Source organism: Streptomyces sp. NPDC002176 (assembly GCF_044903645.1).
Classification (GTDB): Bacteria; Actinomycetota; Actinomycetes; order Streptomycetales; family Streptomycetaceae; genus Streptomyces.
In genome coordinates, this window is the sequence record NZ_JBJDQW010000003.1 from 150,771 (window position 1) to 177,152 (window position 26,382).

The window sequence follows — 26,382 nt, forward strand, 5'->3', positions numbered from 1 at the left end:
TCACTGCATGATCGAGTCAAGAGCGCCCCAGAGACACGCGAAACGCCGGTGCCGACCACCCGAACGGGCGGCGGCACCGGCGTCGGCACGGTGCCTCCACGGCTCCCGCGGCTCAGCCCACGAGGTTGTCCGCCAGCTCCTCCGAGAGGTTGGCCTCGGTGCTGGGGATGCCCAGGTCGGAGGCGCGCTTGTCGGCCATCGCCAGCAGCCGACGGATACGACCGGCCACCGCGTCCTTGGTCAGCGGCGGGTCGGCGAGCGCGCCCAGTTCCTCCAGGGACGCCTGCTTGTGCTCCATGCGCAGCCGCCCGGCGGCCGCGAGGTGCTCCGGCACCTCCTCGCCCAGGATCTCCAGCGCCCGCTGCACCCGCGCCCCGGCGGCCACGGCGGCCCGCGCCGAGCGGCGCAGGTTGGCGTCGTCGAAGTTGGCGAGCCGGTTGGCGGTCGCGCGGACCTCACGCCGCATCCGGCGCTCCTCCCAGGCCAGCACCGACTCGTGCGCGCCGAGCCGGGTGAGCAGGGCCCCGATCGCGTCGCCGTCACGGACGACGACCCGGTCCACGCCCCGCACCTCGCGGGCCTTCCCCGCGATCGACAGCCTGCGCGCGGCGCCGACCAGCGCGAGCGCGGCCTCGGGGCCGGGGCAGGTCACCTCCAGCGAGGAGGACCGGCCGGGCTCGGTGAGCGAACCGTGCGCCAGGAAGGCTCCGCGCCAGGCGGCCTCGGCGTCGCAGGTGGCACCGGACACCACCTGCGGGGGCAGGCCCCGGATCGGGCGGCCCCGGCCGTCCACGAGCCCGGTCTGCCGGGCCAGCTGGTCGCCGCCCGCCACGACCCGCACCACATAGCGCGAGCCGCGCCGCAGCCCGCCGGGCGCCATCACGATCAGCTCGGAACTGTGGCCGAAGATCTCCAGGATGTCCCGCTTGAGGCGCCGGGCCGCCATCGCGGTGTCCAGCTCCGCCTCGATCACAATGCGCCCGCTCACCAGGTGGAGGCCGCCGGCGAACCGCAGAATGGCGGAGACCTCCGCCTTTCTGCAGCAGGTCCGGGTGACGGGGAGCCGGGAGATCTCATCCTTCACCGCTGCCGTCATCGCCATGGGCCGATCCTTCCATGCATCCGAAAAATACGGTCGTACGCGGCGGCCAGCAGCTCCGGATCGTGCCGGGGAGTTCCGTCGGTCCGGGCCACCGGCGCCAGCTCGACCGCGGCTCCCAGCCGCTTGGCGGCCTCGGTGAGCGAATCGCGGTCGGGCACGGCCGCCTCGTCGGCCAGCACCACGTCCAGGGCGAGTTTAGGGGCGTGTCGCCCCAAAACCTCCAAATGACGCTGCGGGGAGAAGCCCTCTGTTTCGCCGGGCTGCGGGGCGAGGTTCAAGGAGAGCACCCGGCGCGCCTTGGTCTCGATGAGCGCGTCCAGCAGTTCGGGCACGAGCAGATGCGGGATGACCGAGGAGAACCAGGAGCCCGGCCCGAGCACCACCCAGTCCGCGTCGAGCACCGCGTCGACCGCCTCCGGCACGGCGGGCGGGTCGGAGGGCACCAGGTGCACCGACTGCACCTCGCCCGGCGTCAGCGCGACCGTCGCTTGCCCGCGGACGGTGTCCACGTCCTCCGGGCGCTCCGGGTCGTGCCCCTTGACCAGGGCCTGCAACTCCAGCGGCACCGCCGACATGGGCAGCACCCGGCCGTGCGCGCCGAGCAGCCTGCCGACCAGGTCCAGCGCCATCACATGGTCGCCGAGCTGCTCCCACAGCGCGACGATCAGCAGGTTGCCGACCGCGTGGTCGTGCAGGTCGCCCTGGGACTGGAAGCGGTGCTGGATGACCCGGGCCCAGGTCTGGCCCCAGTCGTCGTCCCCGCACAGCGCGGCGAGCGCCTTGCGGAGATCGCCGGGCGGCAGCACGCCCAGCTCGTCGCGCAGGCGTCCGCTGGAACCGCCGTCGTCGGCGACCGTGACCACGGCGGTGAGGTCACCGGTGATCCGGCGCAGCGCGGCGAGCGAGGCGGACAGGCCCATGCCGCCGCCGAGCGCGACCACCTTGGGCTGGGCCCCGCGCCTGCGGGGCCGCGCGCCGCGGGCCTCGACGGGGCGGGTCGCGCGGGCCTCGGCGGCGGCGCGGCTCAGGCGCCCCTCGGGGACCACGCGGCGCAGGGCGCGCAGCCGCCGTACACGCTCCGTCATTCGCGTCCCATGTCCCGGTGCACGACCACCGTCTCCACACCCTCCGCCGCGAGGCGCGCGGCGAGCTTCTCCGACATGGCGACCGAGCGGTGCTTGCCGCCCGTGCAGCCGATGGCGATGGTCACGTACCGCTTGCCCTCGCGGCGGTATCCGGCCGCGATCAGCCGGAGCAGTTCGGCGTACCGGTCGAGGAACTCCTTTGCGCCGGGCTGGTTGAAGACGTAGGAGGCGACCTCCTCGTTGACCCCGGTGAAGGGGCGCAGTTCCGGGACCCAGTGCGGGTTGGGCAGGAAGCGCATGTCCGCGACCAGGTCGGCGTCGACCGGCAGGCCGTACTTGAAGCCGAAGGACATGACGGTGGCCCGCAGCTCGGGCTCCTCGTCCCCGGCGAACTGGGCGTCCATCTTGGCGCGCAGCTCGTGCACGTTGAGGCTGGAGGTGTCGATGACCAGGTCGGCGTCGCCGCGCAGCTCGCGCAGCAGTTCGCGCTCAGCGGCGATGCCGTCCACGATGCGGCCGTCGCCCTGGAGGGGGTGCGGGCGGCGCACCGACTCGAAGCGGCGCACCAGGGCGTCCTCGGAGGACTCCAGGAAGACGATCCGCCGGGTGACGCCCCGGCTGTCGAGGTCGGCGAGGGATTCGCGCAGGTTGTCGAAGAAGCGGCGGCCGCGCACGTCCACGACGACCGCGATCCGCGCCACGTTGCCCTGGGAGCGGGCGCCCAGCTCCACCATGGTGGGGATCAGGGCGGGCGGAAGGTTGTCGACGACGAACCAGCCGAGGTCCTCCAGACACTTCGCGGCCGTCGAGCGGCCCGCCCCGGACATGCCGGAGATGATCACCAGCTCGGGGATGGGCGCTTCGTTGGCCGCTGCCGGCGTGACGTCCTGACTCACCTGTGCTCCGTTGTCCTGTTCCGCTGCCCGTGGCGGGGTGTCGTCCGCCGCCGCGTGTGTGCCCGGCCGCTGGGCCGTGGGCCGTGCCTCGTGCTCGGTCATGTCTCCTGCCCCCGTCGGTCGTCCGGGAGGCCCGCGCTCACGGACTCTCCGGAGGAACCGCCCGTCGTGTCGGGTTCCTCTTCGGCAATGATCTCTCCGGTCGCCGTGTTCACGGCGGGGGCGGCCGGGGCCGAACGGGCGAGCGCCACCGCGATGGTCTCGGCCGTCTTCCGGCCTATGCCGGGTACTTCCTGGATCTGCTCGAGTGTGGCGGCGCGCAGCCGCTTGACCGAGCCGAAGTGCTTGATGAGGGCCTGCTTGCGGGTCTCGCCGAGGCCGGGCACCTCGTCGAGCGGGCCGCTGCGCAGCCGCTTGGCGCGTTTGGCGCGCTGGTAGGTGATGGCGAAGCGGTGGGCCTCGTCGCGCACGCGCTGGAGGAGGTAGAGGCCCTCGCTGCTGCGGGGCAGCACCACGGGGTCCTCCTCGCCGGGCACCCAGACCTCTTCCAGGCGCTTGGCCAGGCCGCAGACGGCGATGTCGTCGATGCCCAGCTCGTCCAGCGCGCGCCGGGCGGCGGCGACCTGCGGACGTCCGCCGTCGACCACGACGAGCTGGGGCGGGTAGGCGAACTTCCTGGGGCGGCCGTCGTCGTCCTTGAGCCCGATGATCCCGTCGTCCTCACCGGCGGCCGGGGCGACGCCCGGAGCGCCGAGCGGGACGCCGTCGGCGGGGCCGGGCGTGCCGTTCACCGGGGTGTCGTCGGAGCCCGCCCACTCGCCGGACTTCTCCTTCTCCGCCAGGTAGCGGCGGAAGCGGCGGGTGATCACCTCGTGCATGGAGCGGACGTCGTCCTGCCCGGCGAAGCCCTTGATCTGGAAGCGCCGGTACTCGTTCTTGCGCTGGAGGCCGTCCTCGAAGACGACCATGGAGGCCACCACGTCGTCGCCCTGGAGGTGGGAGATGTCGTAGCACTCGATCCGCAGCGGGGCGCTGTCCAGGCCGAGGGCGTCGGCGATCTCCTCCAGCGCGCGCGAGCGGGTGGTGAGGTCGGAGGCGCGCTTGGTCTTGTGCAGGACGAGGGCCTGCTGGGCGTTGCGCTGGACGGTCTCCATCAGCGCCTTCTTGTCGCCGCGCTGCGGGATGCGCAGCGAGACGTTGGCCCCGCGCCTGCCGGTCAGCCACTCCTGGACCGGCTCCACCGGGTCGGGCAGCGCCGGGACCAGCACCTCCTTGGGGACGGCGTCCCCGGTCTCCTCGCCGTACAGCTGCTGGAGGGCGTGCTCGACCAGGGCGGCGGTGGTGATCTCCTCGACCTTGTCGGTGACCCAGCCGCGCTGGCCGCGCACCCGGCCGCCACGCACGTGGAAGATCTGGACGGCGGCTTCCAGCTCGTCCTCGGCGACGGCGATGAGGTCGGCGTCGGTCGCGTCGGCGAGCACGACTGCGTTCTTCTCCATGGCCTTCTTCAGGGCGCCGACGTCGTCGCGCAGGCGGGCGGCCCGCTCGTACTCCATCTCGTCGGACGCCTCGGCCATCTGCCTCTCCAGGCGGCGGAGGTAGGTGCCGGTGCGGCCCGCCATGAAGTCGCAGAACTCCTCGGCCAGCTCGTAGTGGTCCTCCGGCGAGATCCGGCCGACGCAGGGCGCGGAGCACTTGCCGATGTAGCCGAGCAGGCAGGGGCGGCCGGTGCGCTCGGCGTTCTTGAAGACACCGGCCGAGCAGGTGCGCACCGGGAAGACGCGCAGCAGCAGGTCGACGGTGTCCCGGATCGCCCAGGCGTGGGCGTACGGGCCGAAGTACCGCACGCCCTTCTTCTTGTGACCGCGCATCACCTGTACGCGCGGGAACTCGTCGTTCATGGTGACCGCGAGGTACGGGTAGCTCTTGTCGTCGCGGTATTTGACGTTGAACCGGGGGTCGTACTCCTTGATCCAGGAGTACTCCAGCTGGAGCGCCTCGACCTCCGTGGATACCACGGTCCACTCCACGGACGCGGCGGTGGTGACCATGGAGCGGGTGCGCGGGTGCAGGTTCGCCAGGTCCTGGAAGTAGTTCGCCAGGCGCTGGCGCAGGCTCTTCGCCTTTCCGACGTAGATCACCCGGCGGTGCTCGTCACGGAACCTGTACACCCCCGGAGAGTCGGGGATCTCGCCCGGCCTGGGGCGGTAGCTGGAGGGGTCGGCCATGACTCACACCCTACTGGCGAGCGCGGACACCGCGCCGGGCCTGTGGACAACGGTGGCGGAGGCGCCGGACCGGCCTGTGGACAACCGCGCCGACGCACGTGCCGGGGCGTCACGATCCAGGCCATGACGTGACCCAGGGTGTTGTCGGGGTCTGGTCAACACGCTTCAATGCGGGGGAACTCGGGGCCGCGCACTCGGCGCACGCGAACGGCGTGCCCGCCCGCGAGCGCGCCCCCGGGCGCCCCACGGGGTGGCACACGACCCCGCACCGCGGTCTGACCAGCCGCGGTGACACCTCACAGAAAGGCTTCTGTGCATGCCACATGTCACAGAGCACCCGGATCTCGCCTCCGCCGAGCTGGAGACGGCCCTGCGGGGCGGCCCCTTCCATGTGGCGCTGCGCGCCGCGATAGCCGCCCGCGGGCTGCCGCTCCAGCGCGTGCAGCATCATCTGTCGCGCCACGGGGTGAAGGTCGGCGTGACCAGCCTCAGCTACTGGCAGCAGGGCGCCCGCCGCCCCCAGCGCCCGGAGTCGCTGCGTGCCGTGCGCGCGCTGGAGGAGATCCTCCGGCTGCCCGAGGAGTCCCTCATCAGGCTGCTCGCCGAGGCGCCGGAGATGACCGACGGCGACCGCCCGGCACCCCGCTCCTACCGCTCCCTGATCGAGGCGTCCGACACACTGGACCGGCTCCGGGCGGAGCTGGACTGGACGCCGGACGGCGGCATGCACACCCTCGGCCACCACGAGCGGGTGCGCATCGGGGGCGGGCGCGAACTGGCGAGCCGGGAGTCCGAGCACATCGTGCGGGCCCACCGCGACGGCGTGGACCGCTTCGTCGCCGTCCACCACGGCGACCCCGGCTGCAGTCCGGACGACATGGCCGTCCAGGCGCTGGAGAACTGCCGCACCGGCCGCGTCCGGCTGGACCGGGAGACCGGCGTCCTGGTGGCCGAGCTGCTCTTCGGCACCCGGCTGCGCTCCGGCGACACCTTCCTGTTCCGGTACGGCATCACCGACGGCACCGCCGGGGCCTCGCACGAGTACGTCCACCGGTTCGGCTCACCGGGCGGGCAGTACGCGCTCCAGGTGCGCTTCGACGCGTCCGCGCTCCCGGCCCGCTGCCATCGCTTCACCCAGTTCTCCCCCGCCGCGCCCCGCGCCGGACGGCAGGAGCTGGCGGTCAGCGAGCCGCACCGCAGCGTCCATGTGGTGGAGCCACGGGTGCGGCCGGGGACGGTCGGGATCGCCTGGGAGTGGGAGTGAGAGCCACTCCACCGCTCTGAGCAGGGGCGATCGGCGCCGTCAGGCGGCCGGGCCCGCCACGATCCGGCCGTCGGACACCTTCACCGGCAATTCAGCCAGCGGCTCGGTCGCCGGTGCCTGGAGCACCTTGCCGGTGACGGCGTCGAACTCGCTGCCGTGGCAGGGGCAGACCAGGGTCGTGCCCCGCAGCTTGTTGATCACGCACCCGGCGTGCGTGCAGACCAGGCTGTACGCCTTCAGGCCGCCCTCGCCGTCCCGGCCGACCACCACGTTGTGCTCGCGGTAGAGCTTCGCGGCGCCCTTGGCCACCTCGCCCTCGGCCCCCAGGTCGACGGCGGAGGTGACCGCCGACGCGGCCTGGTGGTCCTGGGGAGCGGCGCAGGCGGCGAGACCGAGTCCGGCGACCGGCGCCACGGCGGCTCCTCGAAGGACGGTACGGCGGCTCGCGGACGATCGGGCGGGCATCGGTGTCTCCACAGGTCAGAGGGCGTGCAGGGCGACCTTATCCGGGCGGACGGGGCGGAATCGGGGCGGGGTGGACCGGGCACGGGCGCGCGGGCGGGCGTCTCCGGGTGACGGAGCTCTCGCAAGCGCTTGCGCAAGCGTTTACGCCCGGGTCGCCGATGGGATACCTTCCCGCCCGTGGGACCAACGGTGGTCGCCGTGGCCCGCATCCGTCGGCCGCGTCCCGGCCGGTGGACGGGATCACGTGGGAGGGGAAGCGCGATGTCCACCATGGCCGACGTGGCCCGGAGCGCCGGTGTCTCCGTGGCGACCGTGTCCCACGTCCTCAACGGCACGCGCCCGGTGCTCCCCCACACCCGGCAGGCCGTGCTGGACGCCGTCGACGCCCTCGGCTACACGCCCAACTCCCTCGCCCGCTCCCTGGTGACCTCCCGGACCCGTTCCATCGGGCTCGCGGTGTCGGCGATCAGCAACCCGTACTTCACGGAGATCCTGCAGGGCGTGGAGGCGGCCGCACTGGAGGCGGGCTACAGCCTGCTCATCGCGGACCCGCACGACGACCCCGGGCACGAGCTGAAGGTCGTCCAGCTGCTGCACGAGCGCCGGGTGGACGGCATGATCGTGGCGCCCTCGGCCGAGCCGGGCGGCCTCGTCGCGTATCTCCGTCGCCAGGCCGTGCCGACGGTGCTGCTGGACCGGGTGCTCCCAGCCGACTCCGAGGACGAGCAGGGGTCGTTCGACCAGGTCTGTGCCGAGAACTCCGGGCCCATGGCCGAGCTGGTCACCCACCTCGCCGCGCTGGGGCACCGGCGGATCGGTCTGGTCGCCGGGCTGCCGGGGCTCAGCACCACCAGCGAGCGGATCGCGGGCTACCGGCAGGGCCTCGCCGCGGCGGGGCTCCCCCTCGACGAGGAACTCGTGGTGTCCGGCAGCTCCGAGTCCACGGGCGCCGAGCGGGCCACGGCCGCGCTGCTCTCCCTGCCCGGTGCGCCGACGGCACTGGTCACCGCCAACAACGCGATGACCATCGGCGCCCTGCGGGCTCTACGGGGGCGCGGTCTGGAGGTGCCCGGCGACATCGCCCTGTGCTGCTTCGACGACTTCGCGTGGGCCGACCTGTTCGCACCCCGGCTCACCGCGATCGCCCAGCCCAGCCGGGAGCTGGGGGCCCGGGCCGTCCGAGTGCTCCTGGACCGACTGGCTTCGCCGGACCGGGCGGCCACGACCGTACGGCTGCCCTGTGTCCTCGTCCATCGCGCGTCCTGCGGATGCCCGGAGCCCCGGCCCGGAGAAGCCAGCACCCCTCCCCCGGCGGACGCCGGGCGGAGGACGGAACCAACCTCGCAGTCCGAGAAGGGAACCACCCCGTGATCGTCGTCGCCGGTGAGGCACTGATCGACCTGGTACCGCAGGGCCGTGGCGCCCTGGCCGGCCTCCAACCGGCGCTCGGCGGCGGCCCGTTCAACACCGCCGTGGCCCTCGGTCGGCTGGGCTCACCGACCGCCTTCGCCTCCCGCACCTCCCATGACGCGTTCGGCGAGGCCCTGCTCGACGGCCTGCGGCGGGCCGGGGTGGACGTGTCCGCCGTACAGCGCGGCCCCGAGCCGACCACGCTCGCGGTCGCCACCATCGACTCCGGCGGCTCGGCGGCCTACTCCTTCTACGTCGAGGGCACCGCCGACCGTCTCTTCACCACCCCGGCCGCCCTGCCCGAGGGCACCCGCGCGGTGTCCTTCGGTACCTGCTCACTGGCCCTGGAGCCGGGGGCGAGCGCCTACGAGGAGCTGATGCGGTCGGCCGCGGAGCAGGGCCTGTTCACCGCGCTCGACCCCAACATCCGGGCGGGACTGATCCCGGACGCGGACGCCTACCGCGAGCGGTTCCGGGGCTGGCTGCCCTCGGTGACGCTGCTGAAACTGTCCGAGGAGGACGCCCGGTGGCTGGGCGGCACCCCGCGCGAGTGGCTGGCCGCGGGCCCCTCCGCCGTGGTGGTCACGCGGGGCGGCGACGGCCTCACGGTCTTCACCGCAGACGGCTCGGAGCACCGGGTACCCGGCGAGAAGGTCGACGTCGTGGACACCATCGGCGCCGGGGACACGGTGAACGCGGCCCTGCTGCACGGGCTGTCCACCCTGGACGCGCTGTCCGCCCGGGCCCTGGACGCCCTCGGTCCGGACTCCTGGCGGCGGTTGCTCGGCTTCGCCGCGCGCGCGGCGGCGATCACCTGCTCGCGCGCGGGCGCGGAGCCCCCGTACGCGGCCGAGCTGGGCGCACTGTGACCGGCTGAACAGCGAGCGGCGCCCCACGGAAACATCCCGTGGGGCACCGCTCGTACGAGGCTCCGGCGAACCGGTGTCAGACCTTGCGGGCCCGCGTCGCCTTCTTCGCCGCGGTCTTCTGGGCGGCGGGGGCCTTGGCGGTCGCGGTGCTGTTGGCCTTGGCCGTCACCGCCTTCGCCGCCGTCTTCTTGGTGGCGGCGGACTTGGCCGTCTTCCGCGCACCCGTGGCACGCGTCGACTTCACCGGGCCCGCGTCGCTGACCCGGTCGGCGCCGAGAATCTCGCGCAGGAACTTGCCAGTGTGGCTGGCCGGAACCGCCGCGACCTCCTCGGGGGTGCCCTCGGCGACCACGAGACCGCCGCCCGCGCCGCCCTCGGGACCCATGTCGATGACCCAGTCGGCGGTCTTGATGACATCGAGGTTGTGCTCGATGACGACGACCGTGTTGCCCTTGTCCACCAGACCGGTCAGCACCGTGAGCAGCTTGCTGATGTCCTCGAAGTGCAGACCGGTGGTCGGCTCGTCCAGGACGTAGACCGTGCGGCCGGTGGAGCGCTTCTGCAGCTCGCTGGCGAGCTTGACGCGCTGCGCCTCACCGCCGGACAGGGTGGTCGCGGACTGGCCGAGCCGGACATAGCCGAGGCCGACGTCCTTCAGGGTGCGCAGATGCCGGGAGATGGCGGGCACCGCCTCGAAGAAGTCGGTCGCCTCCTCGATCGGCATGTTCAGCACGTCGGCGATGGACTTGCCCTTGTAGTGGACCTCCAGGGTCTCCCGGTTGTACCGGGCGCCGTGGCAGACCTCGCACGGGACGTACACGTCCGGGAGGAAGTTCATCTCGATCTTGATCGTGCCGTCGCCCGAGCAGTTCTCGCAGCGGCCGCCCTTGACGTTGAAGGAGAAGCGGCCGGGCTGGTAGCCCCGCACCTTCGCCTCGGTGGTCTCGGCGAACAGCCTACGGACGTGGTCGAAGACACCGGTGTACGTCGCCGGGTTGGAACGCGGGGTGCGGCCGATGGGCGACTGGTCGACGTGTACGACCTTGTCCACCAGGTCGTCGCCGTCCACCCGCGTGTGGCGGCCGGGGACGTTCCGCGCGCCGTTCAGCTCGCGGGCCAGGTGGGTGTAGAGGATGTCGTTGACCAGGGTCGACTTGCCCGAGCCGGACACACCGGTGACGGCCGTGAAGACACCCAGCGGGAAGGACACGTCGATGTCCTGGAGGTTGTTCTCGCGGGCGCCGCGCACGACGAGCTGCCGGGACGGGTCGAGGGGACGGCGGATGTCCGGGAGCGGGATCGACTTGCGGCCGGAGAGGTACTGGCCGGTCTGCGACTCGGTGTTGGCCAGCAGCTCCTTGAGGTGACCGCTGTGGACGACCTTGCCGCCGTGCTCACCGGCGCCCGGACCGATGTCCACGATCCAGTCGGCGACCTTGATGGTGTCCTCGTCGTGCTCGACCACGATGAGCGTGTTGCCCATGTCCCGCAGCCGGACCAGGGTCTCGATCAGCCGGTGGTTGTCCCGCTGGTGCAGACCGATGGACGGCTCGTCCAGGACGTAGAGCACGCCGACCAGGCCGGAGCCGATCTGGGTGGCCAGGCGGATGCGCTGGGCCTCACCGCCGGACAGGGTGCCCGCCGCGCGGTTCAGGGAGAGGTAGTCCAGGCCGACGTCGACCAGGAAGCGCAGCCGCTCGTTGACCTCCTTCAGCACGCGCTCGGCGATCTTCTTGTCGCGGGCGTTCAGCTTCAGCTCGCCCAGGAAGTCCGCGCAGTCGCTGATCGACATCGCGGAGACCTCGGCGATCGACTTCCCCATGACGGAGACCGCGAGGACGATCGGCTTCAGGCGGGTGCCCTCGCAGGAGGGGCAGGGCACCTCGCGCATGTAGCCCTCGAAGCGCTCCCGGCTGGCGTCGCTCTCGGCCTCGCTGTGCCGCCGCTTGACGAACGGGACCGCGCCCTCGAACGGGGTGGTGTACACCCGCTCCCGGCCGTACCGGTTGCGGTAGCGGACCTCGATCTGGGTCTTGTGGCCGTACAGCAGGGCCTTCTTCGCCCGCTGGGGCAGCCCCGCGAAGGGGATGTCCGTACGGAAGCCGAGCGCGTCCGCGAGGGCGTTGATCAGTCGGCCGAAGTAGTCCTTGGTGTGGCCGTGCGACCAGGGGTGGATGGCGCCCTCGTCGAGCGACTTGTCCTCGTCCGGGACGATCAGCTCGGCGTCGACCTCCATGCGCGTGCCGATGCCGGTGCACTCGGGGCAGGCGCCGAAGGGCGAGTTGAAGGAGAAGGAGCGCGGCTCCAGCTCCTCGAAGGACAGGTCGTCGTACGTGCAGTACAGGTGCTCCGAGAACATGCGCTCGCGCTCGGGGTCGTCCTCGGGGAGGTCGACGAAGTCGAGCACGACCATGCCGCCGGAGAGGCCGAGGGCGGTCTCCACGGAGTCGGTGAGGCGGCGCTTGGCGGAGTCCTTCACCGTGAGGCGGTCGACGACCACCTCGATGGTGTGCTTCTCCTGCTTCTTCAGGGTCGGCGGCTCGGACAGCTGGATGGTCTGGCCGTCGACCCGCGCGCGGGAGTAGCCCTTGGTCTGGAGGTCGGCGAACAGGTCCACGAACTCGCCCTTGCGCTCGCGCACGAGCGGGGAGAGCACCTGGAAACGGCTGCCCTCGGGCAGCTCCAGCACCCTGTCCACGATGGCCTGCGGCGACTGCCGCGCGATCGGGCGGCCGCACTCGGGGCAGTGCGGCTTGCCGATGCGCGCGAAGAGCAGGCGCAGGTAGTCGTAGACCTCGGTGATGGTGCCGACCGTGGAGCGCGGGTTGCGCGAGGTCGACTTCTGGTCGATGGAGACCGCGGGCGAGAGGCCCTCGATGAAGTCGACGTCGGGCTTGTCCATCTGCCCGAGGAACTGGCGGGCGTACGAGGAGAGCGACTCCACGTAGCGGCGCTGGCCCTCGGCGAAGATGGTGTCGAAGGCCAGGGAGGACTTGCCCGACCCGGACAGGCCCGTGAAGACGATGAGCGCGTCACGCGGCAGGTCGAGCGAGACATTCTTCAGGTTGTGCTCGCGCGCGCCACGGACGATGAGACGGTCGGCCACGCCGGTCCGCACCTTTCTTCAGAGAAGTGACAGGGGCCGAGGCCCCGTGCTTCTTCGAGCCTAGGGGGAGCCACTGACAACGCCGGTCGGATTCCCGGATGCATAACAATCCCCAGCTATCCAGCATGCCCGACGCCGCCTTCGACGATATAGCACGCGCTTTCGAATTACGGAGGATGTTCGCCACCTTCACCCGAAGGAGTGGTCCCGCTAGGGTCGGGCCTCATGATTGATCACGCTCATGACCTGGCCCGTGTACGGGAAGCGACGGAACGGCTGCTCAGCGCGGCCGCCGTACTGGACAACGCGGCACTGGCCGAGCCGTCACGGCTTCCGGGCTGGACGCGTGGGCATGTCGTCGCCCACCTCGCCCGCAACGCCGACGCGCTGGTGAACGTCCTCGGCGGCCGCCCCATGTACGTGAGCGCCGAGGCCCGCGACGCCGACATCGAGCGGGACGCCCCGCGCCCCCTGGAGATCCAGCTCACCGACGTCCGCGACAGCGCGGCCCGGTTCGACGCGGCGGGTGCTGCGCCGGGCGACTGGACCCGCGTCGTGGAGCTGCGCAACGGCGTCACCGATGTCGCGGCCCGGCTGCCGTTCCGGCGCTGGGCGGAGGTCGAGCTGCACCATGTCGACCTCGGCACCGGCTACGAGCTGGAGGATCTCCCGGCCGAGTTCACCGAGCGCGAGACCGAGTTCCTGGCCCAGCGCTTCCTGGGCCACGCCGAGGTGCCCGCGACGCTGCTGAGCGACGGCACGCGGACCTGGAGCACCGGGCGGGAGGCTCCCGAGCCCGAGGTCACCGTCACCGGCACCCCGGCCGACCTGCTGGGCTGGCTCGCCGGGCGCCGCGAGGGGACCGCGCTGGAGGTGAAGGGCGGCGAGCTGCCCGCGCTCCCGCCGCTGTGACACGGCGCCGGGCCGCCAACGCCCGTCCCGCTATAGGCTGATCGTCATGACGTACAGCGGCGAGGTCAGGGTCGGCGGTCCGGCGGACGTGCACGAGCTGAAGGACCTGATGATCACCAAGATCGCGGTCGGCCCGATGAACAACAACGCCTATCTGCTGCGTTGCCGGGCCACCGACGAGCAGCTCCTGATCGACGCGGCCGCCGAGGCGCACACCCTGCTCGCCATGATCGGCCGGGACGGGATCGCCGCCGTCGTCACCACGCACCAGCACGGTGACCACTGGCAGGCGCTCGGCGAGGTCGTCGGCGCCACGGGGGCCCGTACGTACGCCGGGCGGGAAGACGCCTCCGGCATCCCGGTCGCCACCGATGTGCCGGTCGACGACGGGGACGTCATCCGCGTCGGCCAGGTCGAGCTGACCGCGCGCCACCTGGTCGGGCACACGCCGGGCTCCATCGCGCTGGTCTACGACGACCCGCACGGCCACCCGCACGTCTTCACCGGCGACTGCCTCTTCCCAGGCGGGGTCGGCAACACCCACCAGGACCCCGAGGCGTTCGCCAGCCTGATCAGCGACGTGGAGACGAAGATCTTCGACGCGCTGCCGGACGAGACCTGGGTCTACCCCGGTCACGGCGACGACACCAGCCTGGGCGCCGAGCGCCCGCAGCTGCCGGAGTGGCACGCGCGCGGGTGGTGAACGCGCGGAGGTGAGCCGGGGCCGCGTTCAGGCGTCGGCGCGGGCCGATCCCAGCAGCGTGGCGACCCGCTCGACCGCGAAGACGTACCCCTGCACCCCGCAGCCCGCGATCACCCCGTCGGCGCGCAGCGAGACGTACGAGTGGTGCCGGAACGACTCGCGCTGGTGGATGTTGGAGATGTGCACCTCCAGCACGGGCAGGCCGTCGCAGGTGTTGAGCGCGTCCAGGATCGCCACCGAGGTGTGGGAGTAGGCGCCGGGGTTGATGACGATCCCGGCGTGGTCGAGCCGCGCCTCGTGGATCCAGTCAACGAGCTGACCCTCGTGGTTGGACTGCCGGCAGTCCACCGTGCCGCCGTACGCGGCCGCCGCCTCGGCGCACATCGCCTCCACGTCGGCCAGGGTGTCCTTGCCGTAGATCTCGGGCTGCCGCTGGCCGAGGAGGTTCAGGTTGGGCCCGTTGAGGATCATGATCGGGGCGCTGGCCAGGGTGCGGGGCACGGTGGGTTCCTCCGGTGCGTCGGGGCGGCCGGTCGGCGGCCACTGCTCGCACCCGGTCTATCACGGACCGCCAGGGCGCCCTTCGGGCCCAGTGCTAGGGGTTGAGGGCCAGCTCCAGGTAGGCGGCGAAGAGGACCAGGTGGACGCCGCCCTGGAGCGGGGTGGCACGGCCGGGCACGACCGTGAGCGAGGCGACGACCACGGTGAGCGCGAGCAGCAGCATGTGCGTGGCGCCGAGCCCCAGCACGAGCGGTCCGGACAGCCAGATCGAGGCCAGGGCGACGGCCGGGATGGTCAGGCCGATGCTGGCCATGGCGGAGCCCAGCGCGAGGTTGAGGCTGGTCTGCACCCGGTCGCGGCGGGCGGCACGCAGTGCGGCGATGGTCTCCGGAAGCAGCACGAGCAGGGCGATGATCACACCGACGACGGCGGGAGGCAGACCCGCGCCCTCCACCCCGGATTCGATCGTGGGCGACACGCCCTTGGCCAGGCCGACCACGCCGACGAGGGCGAGGCCGAGCAGGCCGAGACTGGTCCAGGCGCGGCGGGCGGACGGGGGTGCCGCGTGGTCCGCGGTGGTGATGATGTCGCCCTCTTTGGTGACCGGCAGGAAGTAGTCACGGTGCCGCAGGGTCTGGGTGGCGACGAAGAGGCCGTAGAGGACCAGGGAGGACAGGGCCGCGAACGTCAGTTGCACGGTGGAGAACTCGGGGCCGGGCTTGCTGGTGGTGAAGGTGGGCAGCACCAGGCTGAGGGTGGCCAGGGTGGCGACCGTCGCCAGGGCGGCTCCGGTGCCCTCGGGGTTGAAGACGGCGGTGCCGTGGCGCAGGGAGGCGACCAGCAGGCAGATGCCGAGGATGCCGTTGCAGGTGATCATCACGGCGGCGAAGACCGTGTCGCGGGCCAGGGTGGAGGTCTTGTCCCCGCCGTCGACCATGAGGGTGACGATCAGCGCCACCTCGATGATGGTGACGGCGATGGCGAGCACCAGGGAGCCGAAGGGCTCGCCGACCCGGTGGGCGACCACCTCGGCGTGGTGCACGGCGGCCAGGACGGCCCCGGCGAGGATGAGGGTGACCAGGGCCACGACCGCGCCGTGCAGGCCGCGGCCCCAGGTGAGGACGAGGAGGACGACCGCGAGCACCGGCACGAGGAGCGTCCACCGCGCGGCGAGCGACCTGAGCCGAGTGATCATGCAGTGATGGTGGCAGAGGCGTACAGGGTTCGCATTCCGTTCGTCTCGTGTCAGGCGTCGATGCTGTCCTTGGAGGTGCCGTCGCCTCCGGCCGCCTCGGCGGCGGCCTGCTTCCGGGAGGCGATGAGGCTGGTGATCGTGGTGATGACCAGCACGCCGCAGATCACGCCCAGGGAGACCGGGATGCTGATCACGGGGACATGCACCCCGAGCTCGTGCAGGGCGTGCAGCACCAGTTTGACGCCGATGAAGCCGAGGATGACCGACAGGCCGTACGACAGGTGGACCAGCTTCTTCAGCAGACCGCCGATGAGGAAGTACAGCTGGCGCAGACCCATCAGGGCGAAGGCGTTCGCGGTGAAGACGATGTACGGGTCCTGCGTCAGGCCGAAGATCGCGGGGATGGAGTCCAGCGCGAACAGCACGTCGGTGGTGCCGATGGCGAGCATCACGACCAGCATCGGGGTCATGACCCGCTTGCCGTTCTCCTCGATCCACAGCTTGGTGCCGTGGTACCGGTCGGCGACGCCGAACCTGCGCTCGACGGCCTTCAGGAGCTTGTTCTCCTCGTACTCCTCGTCCTCGTGATCGGCGCGGGCCTCCTGGATCAGCTTCCAGGCGGTCCAGATCAGGAAGGCGCCGAAGATGAAGAACACCCAGGAGAAGCTGGCGATGATCGCCGCGCCGGCCGCGATGAAGACGGCCCGCAGGACCAGGGCTATGAGCACGCCGAAGAGCAGCACCCGCTGCTGGTACTGCGCGGGCACCGCGAACTTCGACATGATCAGGACGAAGACGAAGAGGTTGTCGACGCTCAGCGACTTCTCGGTGATGAAACCGGCGAAGAACTCCCCGGCGGGCTGGCCGCCGCCGAAGTAGAGCAGTCCGAGGCCGAAGAGCCCGGCCAGGGCGATCCAGACGGCGGTCCAGATGCCCGCTTCCTTGATGGACACCTCATGCGGCTTGCGGCCGATGAAGAAGTCCACCGCGATCAGGGCGGCCAGCCCCACGATGGTCAGGACCCACAGGGTCATCGAGACGTCCACTGCACCTCCGGCATTACGTCACGGCAAACATCAGCGTTGTCGCTGCCGGAGGTCTCTTCCACCCGGGGAACGGGCCGGCGCCCCGGAATCCATGGGGATTCGTACTGACGGGTGCGCCGCATCAGGGAGTACTCCCCTCCGCACGAACACGGTAGCGCAATCACCAAGGAAGAGTAAAGAGAAAGGTAAAATAAAGACCAAGTGAGCAGCTCAGAGGTTCTTTACTTTCCCTTGATCCTGGCTGCGGAGACCGCGCCGAGCACCTGTTGGACGACCGCGCTGCCGGGCGGCGGGAGGGCCGGTTCGAAGGTCCACGCATGCCCGACCCAGGGATCGGCGAAATGGTCGTCGGGCGACGGGGTGAGTCGCATCAGCGAACGCCACAGCGGGTCGAGCAACGGCCCGTACGCCTCGGCGTCAGCGCGGTCCGCGACCAGCAGCAGATGGACCCCGGCCGCCGGACCCTCGTCCGCGAGGAAGCGGAGCCGGGTCAGGGCGCGGTCGTCGAAGCCCTGCGGGAAGTCGTTGACGATCAGCAGCCGCCGGGCGGTGTCGAAGCCGTCCGGCAGTGCCTCGGTCGCGCCGCCGCTGATCGCCATGCGCACCAGATCGACCCGCCGGGTGAGCTCCTCCAGCGCCTGCGCCACCCCGGCCGCGCCGGTCGCGGGCGGTCCCGTCAGCGCACCCGTCCGGGTGAGGGCCCCGAGCGGCCCGGCTCCGGCACCGGCCGGATCGACGACCTCTAGGGCGAACTCCCCCACCGGATGGACGGCGAGCAGCCGGGCCGCGAGGGCCACGGCCACCTCCAGGGCCTGACGGCGCCGGTCCACGGAATCCGCGAAGTCGGCCGGTGTGGCGCCGCTGTCGACCCACAGGCCCCGTTCGAGCGGCAGCCTGACCAGCATCGGGATACGCAGAAGCGCGCTCTCGGGGAGGTGGAGATCGCCCAGCCGGACGGCCTGGGGCGGCTCGGTCGGCATCCGGTGACCTTGCCAGACCGGGCTGGACCACTGGGCGTACGCGGGCGGCAGGGCGGGCTCGACCACCTCCGCCTCGGCCATGAGCTGGGCCAGGTCGCGGTCGTGAGCCGCTTGCGCCCGGCCCACCAGTTCATCGTGCTTGGCCTGGGCCGCCTGCCGTGCCGCGTCACCGGCGCCCCCGATCCTGGCGCGCGGGTCGGCGAGGACCTCGTCCAGCTCCCGGTCCAGGCGGGCGGCGGCGAAGTCGGTGGCACTGCGGAAGGCGGCGGTGGCGCGGGCCAGGTCCTCGAACATGCCCCAGACCTGGTTGTACAGCCGTTCCTCCATCGACCAGCCCGCCGCGTCACCCGCGACGGGGCGCGGCGGTTCCCCGGAGGCGGCGTCGGCCGTGGAAGCCTGCCGCCCGGGGTGGGTGTAGTCGACCGGTCCGCCACCGGCCGGGCGGGCCTCCGGGACGACGGCCTCCGGCTCGCCAGGGCGCTCCGCCTCCCACATGGCCTCGGCGATCTCGCGCGGCCGGGGCAGCCCCAGGTCCGCGAGGAGCGCGGGGAGGCCGTCCGCGTACCCCTGGCCGACCGCGCGCACCTTCCAGCCGCCCTGGCGGCGGTACAGCTCCAGCGCGACGACGGCCGACTCGGCGTCCAGCCCAGTGAGGGTGAAGCGGGCGATCTCGCTGCCGTCGGCATCGGTGACGGTCGCCCGCGGGGCGGCGATCGCGCCGAACCGCGGGTCCGCACCCGGCTGCTCGGGCATGGCCAGCAGCACGGTGACGCGGTGCACGGCCTCCGGCAGCGCGCCCAGGTCGACGGCGAGGCGGTGCGCGGCGGCGGCCGCGCGAGGTACCTCGACGCCGGGTGGGGCGGCGGCGCCGGGATGGGCGATCCGGTCGCCGTCAGGGACGCGGCCCCCCTCGTCACCGAGGGCGGCCGCCGCGAGCACGGGGACCTCGGCCGAGATCAGGATCTCCAGCCGGGTCCGGGGCAGCGGATGGTTCTGCCCCCGCACCAGTTCGGTCCCCATCGCCGTCGCCCCCTGCTGTCGTGTTGTCGTGCGCGCCCGGCGGGTGCGGTCCTGCGAGTGCGGTCCTACAGGTGCGGGAGGATCGCGGGCATCAGGTCCTGGAACGTGCGCCCGTTGGCGGGCTCGCCCAGCGCGGTCATCGTCCAACCGGTGCCCGCGCGGTGCACCTTGGCCATGATCTGGGCGGTGTACTCGCCGCCGCCCGCCAGCGTGTAGCGCGCGAGTTCCTGGCCGTTGGTCTCGTCCACGAGGCGGCAGAACGCGTTCTGCACCTCCTGGAAGGTCTGCCCGGTGAAGGAGTTGACGGTGAAGACGATCTGGTCGACGTGGGGCGGGACCCGCTGGAGGTCCACGAGGACGGCCTCGTCGTCGCCGCCCTGCCCGACCCCGCCCACGAGGTTGTCGCCGGTGTGGCGGACGGAACCGTCGTCGCTCACCAGATGACGGAAGAACACGACGTCGACCGGCTGCTTCTCCGCGAAGAGGACCGCCGAGGCGTCCAGGTCGATCTCGCGGGTGCGCGAGCCGAACAGCCCACGTCGCTTCGCCGCCTGCCAGCCGAGACCCATACGGACCGCGGTCAGGGTGGCACCGTCCTTCTTCTCCAGGCTGATGGCCTGGCCCTTGGTCATGTTGACGGTCACGGCTGAATCCCCTCTCGGTGTTCCCCTGTTGCCGCGCATCGCGCGGTTGCCCAGAACCCTACGCAGCGCCACCGACCGTGCCGAACCCGGCCCGCGCTTTGTGTCGGTGTTGCAACACTGGGCGCGTAAGCCGAGGTCCGGACGGGGCTGGAGGGTCAGGCGATACCGGCCTCGCGCATCTGGCGCAGTTCCCTCTTCATCTCGGACACCTCGTCGCGCAGCCGGGCGGCGATCTCGAACTGGAGCTCCGCGGCCGCGGCGCGCATCCGCTCCGTCATCTCCTCGATCTGCCCGGCGAGTTCGGCGGCCGGCTGGTCGGTGGGCTGCGTCTTGCCCTTGGCCTTGCTCTTGGCCGCCTTCGCCTTGGCGTCCGCGGTCGCCTTGCCGCCGAGGCTGGGCACCGGCGTCTTGGGCGCCTTGCCGTCCTTCTGCTGCCGGTAGCCGGTGCCCAGGAGCTGCTCGGTGTCGACGTCCTCGCGGGCGATCTGCGCGACGATGTCGTTGATCTTCTTGCGCAGCGGCTGCGGGTCGATGCCGTTGGCCGTGTTGTACGCGACCTGCTTCTCGCGGCGCCGGTTGGTCTCGTCGATGGCCTTCTCCATCGCCGGGGTGATCTTGTCGGCGTACATGTGGACCTGGCCGGAGACGTTGCGCGCCGCGCGGCCGATGGTCTGGATCAGCGAGGTGCCGGAGCGCAGGAAGCCCTCCTTGTCGGCGTCGAGGATGGCCACCAGGGACACCTCGGGCAGGTCGAGGCCCTCGCGCAGCAGGTTGATGCCGACCAGGACGTCGTACTCACCGGCGCGCAGTTCGCGCAGCAGTTCCACGCGGCGCAGGGTGTCGACGTCGCTGTGCAGATAGCGGACCTGGATGCCGAGTTCTACGAAGTAGTCGGTGAGGTCCTCGGCCATCTTCTTGGTGAGTGTGGTGACCAGGACACGCTCGTTCTTGTCGGTGCGCTCCCGGATCTCGTGCACCAGGTCGTCGATCTGGCCCTCGGTGGGCTTGACCACGACCTCCGGGTCGACCAGGCCGGTGGGGCGGATGATCTGCTCCACCACGCCGTCGCCCCGGGACAGTTCGTAGGCGCCCGGCGTCGCCGACAGGTAGACGGTCTGACCGATGCGCCCCTGGAACTCCTCCCATTTCAGCGGGCGGTTGTCCAGCGCGGAGGGCAGCCTGAAGCCGTGGTCGACCAGGGTGCGCTTGCGGGAGGCGTCGCCCTCGTACATGGCGCCGATCTGCGGCACGGTGACGTGCGACTCGTCGATGACCAGCAGGAAGTCGTCCGGGAAGTAGTCGAGCAGGGTGTTCGGCGGGGAGCCGGGGAGGCGGCCGTCGAAGTGCATCGAGTAGTTCTCCACGCCGGAGCAGGTGCCGATCTGGCGGAGCATCTCGATGTCGTAGGTGGTGCGCATCCGCAGGCGCTGGGCCTCCAGGAGCTTGCCCTGCTTCTCCAGCTCGGCCAGGCGCTCCCCCAGCTCCTTCTCGATGCCGTTGACGGCGCGCTCCATGCGCTCCGGTCCGGCGACGTAGTGGGAGGCGGGGAAGACGTACAGCTGCTGGTCGTCGCTGATGATCTCGCCGGTGAGCGGGTGCAGCGTGGACAGCGCCTCGATCTCGTCGCCGAACATCTCGATGCGGACGGCCAGCTCCTCGTAGACCGGGAAGATCTCGATGGTGTCGCCGCGCACCCGGAAGGTGCCGCGGGTGAAGGCCGTGTCGTTGCGGGTGTACTGGATGTCGACGAAGCGGCGCAGCAGGTCGTCGCGGTCGATCTCCTCGCCGACCTTCAGCGGCACCATGCGGTCCACGTACTCCTGTGGCGTGCCCAGGCCGTAGATGCAGGAGACGGAGGCGACCACGACCACGTCACGCCGGGTGAGCAGGGAGTTCGTGGCCGAGTGGCGCAGGCGCTCGACCTCCTCGTTGATCGAGGAGTCCTTCTCGATGTAGGTGTCCGACTGCGGGACGTACGCCTCGGGCTGGTAGTAGTCGTAGTACGAGACGAAGTATTCGACCGCGTTGTTCGGGAGCAGCTCGCGGAACTCGTTGGCCAGCTGGGCGGCCAGCGTCTTGTTCGGCGCCATCACCAGGGTGGGGCGCTGGAGCTGCTCGATCATCCACGCGGTGGTGGCGGACTTGCCGGTGCCGGTCGCGCCGAGCAGTACGACGTCCTTCTCGCCGCCCCGCACGCGCTTGGCCAGGTCGGCGATGGCCGTCGGCTGGTCGCCGCTGGGCTGGTAGGGGCTGACGACCTCGATGGGCGCCACCGTGCGTTCGATCTTTGAAACGGGCCGCATGGAATCAACCGTACGACCCCGCACTGACAACGGGCCGGGAGTCAGTGACGCTGGGGAGTGCGAAGGCCGTGGGCGTCGGCGTGGACCGGCTGGCGGTTCGGACCCCGCGGCGGGCGAACGCGCTGGTGGGAGGCTACGGCAGCGGCCGGGACGCCCGGCTTGGACTCCTCGGGGATGCGCCGCGGCGCGTCCTTGACCATCAGCGGATCGAACAGCACCACGGCGCCCACGAGGACGAGGAGGGCGAGCGGTCCGATGAGGATCGGGGCGAGCACGGCGGCGGGTGAGCCGCTGGTGGCGGTGCCGGGGGTGCCGTGGAGGTGGACGGTGAGTCCGGCCATGCCGGTGTAGTGCATGCCGCTGACGGCGAGGCCCATGACGAGACCGGCACCGATGCTGCCCAGCAGGCCCCGGACGTTTCCGGCGGCCCAGAGCGCGATGGTGGCGGCCACGACGGCGATCACGACGGACGCGACGACGCCCGCGATGTCGTAGGTGAACCGTCCGTCGAAGCGCATGCCGGCCATGCCGAGGTAGTGCATCGAGGCGACGCCCAGACCGGTGATGGTGCCGCCGGTGACGAGCGAGGTGCCGGTGGCGCCCCGGTACCCGATGATGAAGATCCCGACGCCCACCATGACGATGGCCAGGCCGAGGCTCGCGTACGTCATCGGTTTGTCGAAGCGGACCGGTGTCTCGTCGATGGAGAAGCCCATCATGGCGATGAAGTGCATGGTCCAGATGCCGGAGCCGATCGCGGTCGATCCGAGGGCCAGCCACGCGGGGCGCCAGGAGTGGGTGACCAGCAGGGCCCGGGTGGTGCAGCGCAGGCCGAGGGCGCCGCCCAGGCAGGCCATCACATAACCCACCAGGGGGGTGACGACCCCGTAGCTGAATCCGTCGATCGTGCCTCGCATGCGCGGCTGTCCCTCGCCTTCTCGCGTCCAACGACGGACACGATGTTCCCCCTGCCCAGCACCGCTGTGGCGATCGGGGCTGTCGCAGAGAGTATGGCCGCCACCGGAATGGTCGAATGATTTTCCGGCAAAGAAACACGGCCTTACCCCACTTGTGCGGCACCGGTGTGCGGAGTTGGGCTCCGCTGTTCATCGTGTGGCCGTTCTGCGCCTGTGTGCCGTTGACGCTCTGCTGTCACTCTGGTGCTGTTGGTATTCGCCGGACGTGAGGAGTACGCATGCACGCGCACGCAGTCGCCGCCGCGGCCACCGCGGCCCTGGGGGCGACGGTCCTGCTGAGCCCCGCCTCCGACGGCCGGCCGGTCCGGGCGGCCCAGCCCACGGTGGTAGCTCACCGGGGGGCCTCCGCGTACGCGCCCGAGAACACGCTGGCCTCCATCGACAAGGCCGCGAGGCTCGGCTTCTCCTGGGTGGAGAACGACGTGCAGCGCACCAAGGACGGCAAGCTGGTCGTCATCCACGACGACAGCCTGGCGCGCACCACCAACGTCGAGGACGTGTTCCCCGGCCGGGCGCCCTGGAAGGTCAAGGACTTCACGGCGGCCGAGATCGCCCGGCTGGACGCGGGCAGCTGGTTCTCCCCCGTCTACGCGGGCGCGCGCGTGCCGACGCTGGAGCGGTACATGCGCCGGGTCGAGCACAACCACGAGAAACTGCTGCTCGAGGTCAAGAACCCCGAGCTGTACCCCGGCATCGAGCAGCAGATCCTCAAGACCCTGAGCAACGAGGGCTGGCTGGACCGCGCGCACCAGAGCCGTCTGATCGTGCAGAGCTTCAGTGCGGCGAGCATCCGTACCGTGCACCAGCTCAAGCCCGCGCTGACCACCGGCTACCTGGGTCGGCCGAAGGTCGCCGAGCTGACCGGGTACGCCCGGTTCGCGGACTTGATCAACCCCTCGTACGCGGACATCTCCGCGAGCTACGTCTCGACCGTGCACGCGCTGAAGGGGCCGCACGGCAAACCTTTCCGGGTGTTCACCTGGACGGTGAACGACGCGGCCACGGCCCGGAAGGTCCGGGGCTACGGCGTCGACGGGATCATCACCAACAAGCCGGACGTGGTGCGGACGGCGCTGAGCGCGTCCTGAACCCGACTCCTGAGCCCGACGGTGGGGCCCGTTGTCAGTGGCGGGTCGTAGCGTGGTCGGCATGGACAGTCAGGGGCAGGACGAGCAGCGGGTCGTGTGGGCGGTCGTGGACAGCCGCATCGGCCCGCTGATGCTGGCGGCGAGCCGCCAGGGACTGGTCAACGTCGTCTTCCACGCCACCGGCCCGGTGTGCGAGCGTGCGCTGCGGCGGCTGGCGGGGCGGTACGGCACCGAGCCGGTCCAGGAGCCGGGCGCGCCGGTGCTGGCCGAGGCGATACGGCAGGTCGAGGCGTATCTCGCGGGTGAGCGCCACGACTTCGATCTGCCGCTGGACTGGTCGCTGATCTCGGGGTTCAACCGGGCGGTGCTGCGCGAGCTGGCCGACGGCGTCCCGTACGGCACCGTGGTGGGCTACGGCGATCTGGCCCGGCGGGTCGGACAGCCGGGCGGGGCGCAGGCGGTGGGCACGGCGATGGGCGCCAATCCGCTGCCGGTCGTCGTGCCGTGTCACCGGGTGGTGGAGAGCGACGGCGGGATCGGTGGGTTCGGGGGCGGGCTGGAGACGAAGCGGCAGTTGCTGGCGCTGGAGGGCGTGCTGCCCGAGCCGCTGTTCTGACGGCGCCTCCCGCCAATTCCAGGGCCGGGCGTTTGACCGGGGGTCGCGCCCGCCAGAGATGAGGGGAGGCGACTGACGGGAGGCGGGCGCGTGGTGCTGGTGTTGTCCGAGGAGGTCCGGGAGGCGACGGCCGCCGGACGGCCGGTGGTGGCCCTGGAGTCCACGATCATCGCGCACGGGCTGCCGCGCCCGCGCAATCTCCAGGTGGCGCTGGAGCTGGAGGACCTGGTCCGGAGCGAGGGGGCCATACCCGCGACGATCGCCGTGCTCGACGGGCGACCCCATGTCGGTCTGGACAAGGACCAGTTGGAGCGGGTCGCCAACGAGGACGGCATCCGCAAGCTGGGCCACCGGGATCTGCCCCTGGCCATGGCGGCGGGGGCGAGCGGGGCGACCACGGTGTCGGCGACGGCCCAGTTGGCCGCGCTGGCGGGCATCCGGGTGTTCGCCACCGGCGGCCTGGGCGGTGTGCACTGGCAGTGGACGGTGACCCAGGACGAGTCGGCCGATCTGGGGCTGCTGGCCCGGACCCGGATCACCGTGGTGTGCGCGGGCGTGAAGTCGATCCTGGACGTTCCGGCCACCCTGCAGCGACTGGAGACGCTGGGCGTGGCCGTCGCCGGTTACCGCACCGAGCGGTTCCCCGGCTTCTATCTGTCCGACTCGGGCCAGCCGGTGGACTGGACGCTGCGTGATCCGGAGCAGATCGCGGAGGTCATGCGGGCGCAGGACACCCTCGGCACCCTGGAATCGGCGCTGATCGTCGCCAATCCCGTCCCGCCGGAGCGGCAGCTCGACCCCGGGCTGCACGCGCGCGTGCTCGCCGGGGCGCTGCGGGCCTGCGAGGAGGAGGGCGTCACCGGTCAGGCCGTCACACCGTTCCTGCTGGACTACCTGGTCCGGCACACGGACGGGGCCTCGCTGCGCGCCAACCTGGCCGCGGTGCGCGGCAATGTGGAGCTGGCGGCGCGGATCGCCACGGCGTGGGCGATGAGGTGACCGGCGGCCCGCCGGGTGGGCTGCTGGTCGTCGGGGACGTGATCACCGACGTGGTGGCCCGGCACCGGGGCCCGCTCGCCGCGAGCACCGACACCGCCGCCGTGATCCGGACCCTGCCGGGCGGGGCGGGCGCCAACGTGGCGTGCTGGGCCGCCGACGCGGGCTGCGTGGACGTGCGGCTGCTGGCGCGGGTGGGTGCGGACGCGGTGCGGTGGCACGAGCGGGAGCTGCTGGCGGCCGGGGTGCGGCCACGGCTGGTGGTGGACCCGGTGGCGCCGACCGGCACGGTGATCTGCCTCGTCGACGGTGAGGCGGCGGCCGAGCGCACGTTCCTCACCTCCAGCGGGGCGTCGCTACGGCTCGAACCGGCCGACTGGTCGGAGGAGTTGCTCGACGGCGTGGCCCGGCTGCATCTGTCGGGCTACCTGCTGTTCGCCGAGTCCAGCCGGGCGTTGGCCGAGGCGGCGCTGGCGTCGGCACGCGCGCGTGGGGTGCCGGTCAGCCTGGACCCGGCTTCGGCGGGGTTCCTCGCCCGGTTCGGCACGGACCGGTTCCTTGAGTTCGCCGAGCAGTTGGACGTGCTGTTGCCCAGCCGGGACGAGGCGTGCCTGCTGACGGGGGTGTCCGACTGGGCCGGGGCGGCGGCTGAGTTGAGTGGGCTCGGCCCTGTGGTGGTGGCCAAGTCGGGGGCGGAGGGGGCGTTGGTGGCGCGGTCGGGGGTCGTGTGCGCCCGGGTTCCTTCGGTACCGGCGCGCGCGACGGACAGCACGGGCGCCGGGGACGCGTTCACCGGCGCCTTCCTCGCGGCGCTGATGGCGGGCGCCGGTGCGGAGGTCGCGGCGGAGTGGGGTTGCCGGGCCGGGGCGCGGGCGGTGGAGCGAGTGGGCGGTCGCCCGCCGCGCCCGGACGACGACGGGCGGACGCGACGGACACCCGCCCCGCACGCACCCGCCCCGCACAACCCCTGAGACTC

General features: G+C 71.7%; 22 protein-coding genes. 9 read left to right on the forward strand and 13 right to left on the reverse strand.

The annotated features are described in order from the left end of the window. Window positions 1–112: 112 nt before the first annotated feature. Genes whiA through uvrC form a run of 4 tightly spaced genes read right to left on the reverse strand, consistent with a single transcriptional unit; the run spans window position 113 to window position 5,311 of the window. Window positions 113–1,102, reverse strand: a complete 990-nt coding sequence (whiA, locus tag ACI2LY_RS14485; protein WP_388992036.1) for a DNA-binding protein WhiA — start codon at window positions 1,100–1,102, stop codon at window positions 113–115. Next, window positions 1,093–2,187, reverse strand: coding sequence for a uridine diphosphate-N-acetylglucosamine-binding protein YvcK (gene yvcK / locus ACI2LY_RS14490; protein WP_404707440.1), 1,095 nt, complete (start codon window positions 2,185–2,187; stop codon window positions 1,093–1,095). Before yvcK ends, whiA begins: the two co-directional genes overlap by 10 nt. Then, window positions 2,184–3,185 (reverse strand): RNase adapter RapZ, encoded by a 1,002-nt coding sequence (gene rapZ, locus ACI2LY_RS14495; protein ID WP_388992042.1) that lies wholly within the window; start codon window positions 3,183–3,185, stop codon window positions 2,184–2,186. The genes yvcK and rapZ overlap by 4 nt, the downstream gene beginning before the upstream one ends. Then, the gene (uvrC, locus tag ACI2LY_RS14500; RefSeq protein ID WP_404707441.1) at window positions 3,182–5,311 is read right to left on the reverse strand and encodes an excinuclease ABC subunit UvrC; all 2,130 of its coding nucleotides are present in this window, start codon (window positions 5,309–5,311) and stop codon (window positions 3,182–3,184) included. Before uvrC ends, rapZ begins: the two co-directional genes overlap by 4 nt. Window positions 5,312–5,627: 316 nt before the next feature. Between uvrC and ACI2LY_RS14505 the strand changes: the two genes are divergently transcribed. Continuing rightward, window positions 5,628–6,575 carry a hypothetical protein gene (locus ACI2LY_RS14505; RefSeq protein WP_404707442.1) on the forward strand — a complete coding sequence of 316 codons (948 nt, stop codon included), beginning with the start codon at window positions 5,628–5,630 and terminating at the stop codon, window positions 6,573–6,575. 39 nt (window positions 6,576–6,614) lie between these two features. Here the strand turns inward: ACI2LY_RS14505 and ACI2LY_RS14510 are convergent, their stop codons facing one another. Continuing rightward, a complete protein-coding gene (locus ACI2LY_RS14510; protein WP_404707443.1) occupies window positions 6,615–7,040 on the reverse strand; it encodes a Rieske (2Fe-2S) protein in 426 nt (141 codons plus the stop codon). Window positions 7,041–7,301: 261 nt separating this feature from the next. Here ACI2LY_RS14510 and ACI2LY_RS14515 point away from each other — a divergent pair, with 261 nt between their 5' ends. Continuing rightward, entirely contained in the window at window positions 7,302–8,411 is a 1,110-nt protein-coding gene (locus ACI2LY_RS14515; protein ID WP_404707444.1) for a LacI family DNA-binding transcriptional regulator, read from the forward strand. Beyond that, window positions 8,408–9,319: a carbohydrate kinase gene (locus ACI2LY_RS14520; RefSeq protein WP_404707445.1), complete on the forward strand. Its 912-nt coding sequence runs from the start codon at window positions 8,408–8,410 to the stop codon at window positions 9,317–9,319. Before ACI2LY_RS14515 ends, ACI2LY_RS14520 begins: the two co-directional genes overlap by 4 nt. A 76-nt stretch (window positions 9,320–9,395) precedes the next feature. Here ACI2LY_RS14520 and uvrA read toward each other — a convergent pair whose 3' ends face one another. Then, the gene (gene uvrA, locus ACI2LY_RS14525) at window positions 9,396–12,425 is read right to left on the reverse strand and encodes an excinuclease ABC subunit UvrA (protein WP_404707446.1); all 3,030 of its coding nucleotides are present in this window, start codon (window positions 12,423–12,425) and stop codon (window positions 9,396–9,398) included. Between the two features lie 225 nt (window positions 12,426–12,650). Here uvrA and ACI2LY_RS14530 point away from each other — a divergent pair, with 225 nt between their 5' ends. Both ACI2LY_RS14530 and ACI2LY_RS14535 read left to right on the forward strand, forming a co-directional pair. Further along, window positions 12,651–13,337, forward strand: coding sequence for a maleylpyruvate isomerase family mycothiol-dependent enzyme (locus ACI2LY_RS14530; RefSeq protein ID WP_404707447.1), 687 nt, complete (start codon window positions 12,651–12,653; stop codon window positions 13,335–13,337). Window positions 13,338–13,383: 46 nt separating this feature from the next. Then, window positions 13,384–14,040, forward strand: a complete 657-nt coding sequence (locus tag ACI2LY_RS14535; protein ID WP_404707448.1) for an MBL fold metallo-hydrolase — start codon at window positions 13,384–13,386, stop codon at window positions 14,038–14,040. Window positions 14,041–14,067: 27 nt separating this feature from the next. Here the strand turns inward: ACI2LY_RS14535 and aroQ are convergent, their stop codons facing one another. From aroQ to ACI2LY_RS14570, 7 genes are all read right to left on the reverse strand, one after another. Continuing rightward, window positions 14,068–14,541 (reverse strand): type II 3-dehydroquinate dehydratase, encoded by a 474-nt coding sequence (aroQ, locus tag ACI2LY_RS14540; RefSeq protein ID WP_393603682.1) that lies wholly within the window; start codon window positions 14,539–14,541, stop codon window positions 14,068–14,070. Window positions 14,542–14,635: 94 nt separating this feature from the next. After that, window positions 14,636–15,736 carry a calcium:proton antiporter gene (locus tag ACI2LY_RS14545; RefSeq protein ID WP_404707449.1) on the reverse strand — a complete coding sequence of 367 codons (1,101 nt, stop codon included), beginning with the start codon at window positions 15,734–15,736 and terminating at the stop codon, window positions 14,636–14,638. A gap of 50 nt (window positions 15,737–15,786) precedes the next feature. Continuing rightward, entirely contained in the window at window positions 15,787–16,782 is a 996-nt protein-coding gene (locus ACI2LY_RS14550) for a TerC family protein (RefSeq protein WP_404707450.1), read from the reverse strand. Between the two features lie 221 nt (window positions 16,783–17,003). After that, window positions 17,004–18,782: a TerD family protein gene (locus ACI2LY_RS14555; protein ID WP_404707451.1), complete on the reverse strand. Its 1,779-nt coding sequence runs from the start codon at window positions 18,780–18,782 to the stop codon at window positions 17,004–17,006. A 65-nt stretch (window positions 18,783–18,847) separates the two neighbouring features. Beyond that, window positions 18,848–19,426, reverse strand: a complete 579-nt coding sequence (locus tag ACI2LY_RS14560) for a TerD family protein (protein ID WP_393597337.1) — start codon at window positions 19,424–19,426, stop codon at window positions 18,848–18,850. Between the two features lie 155 nt (window positions 19,427–19,581). Beyond that, window positions 19,582–21,729 carry an excinuclease ABC subunit UvrB gene (uvrB, locus tag ACI2LY_RS14565; RefSeq protein ID WP_393911298.1) on the reverse strand — a complete coding sequence of 716 codons (2,148 nt, stop codon included), beginning with the start codon at window positions 21,727–21,729 and terminating at the stop codon, window positions 19,582–19,584. A 41-nt stretch (window positions 21,730–21,770) separates the two neighbouring features. Next, window positions 21,771–22,646, reverse strand: a complete 876-nt coding sequence (locus ACI2LY_RS14570) for an MHYT domain-containing protein (protein ID WP_404707452.1) — start codon at window positions 22,644–22,646, stop codon at window positions 21,771–21,773. A 278-nt stretch (window positions 22,647–22,924) separates the two neighbouring features. On the opposite strand from ACI2LY_RS14570, the gene ACI2LY_RS14575 reads away from it, so the two are divergent. The 4 genes from ACI2LY_RS14575 to ACI2LY_RS14590 all read left to right on the forward strand — a co-directional run bounded on the left by ACI2LY_RS14575 (window position 22,925) and on the right by ACI2LY_RS14590 (window position 26,377). Then, window positions 22,925–23,794, forward strand: a complete 870-nt coding sequence (locus ACI2LY_RS14575) for a glycerophosphodiester phosphodiesterase (RefSeq protein ID WP_404707453.1) — start codon at window positions 22,925–22,927, stop codon at window positions 23,792–23,794. Window positions 23,795–23,855: 61 nt separating this feature from the next. Continuing rightward, on the forward strand, window positions 23,856–24,410 hold the full coding sequence (locus ACI2LY_RS14580) for a methylated-DNA--[protein]-cysteine S-methyltransferase (RefSeq protein ID WP_404707454.1): 555 nt from the start codon (window positions 23,856–23,858) through the stop codon (window positions 24,408–24,410). A 90-nt stretch (window positions 24,411–24,500) separates the two neighbouring features. Continuing rightward, window positions 24,501–25,409: a pseudouridine-5'-phosphate glycosidase gene (locus ACI2LY_RS14585; protein ID WP_404707455.1), complete on the forward strand. Its 909-nt coding sequence runs from the start codon at window positions 24,501–24,503 to the stop codon at window positions 25,407–25,409. Beyond that, window positions 25,394–26,377: a carbohydrate kinase family protein gene (locus ACI2LY_RS14590; RefSeq protein WP_404707456.1), complete on the forward strand. Its 984-nt coding sequence runs from the start codon at window positions 25,394–25,396 to the stop codon at window positions 26,375–26,377. The genes ACI2LY_RS14585 and ACI2LY_RS14590 overlap by 16 nt, the downstream gene beginning before the upstream one ends. Window positions 26,378–26,382 lie beyond the last annotated feature (5 nt).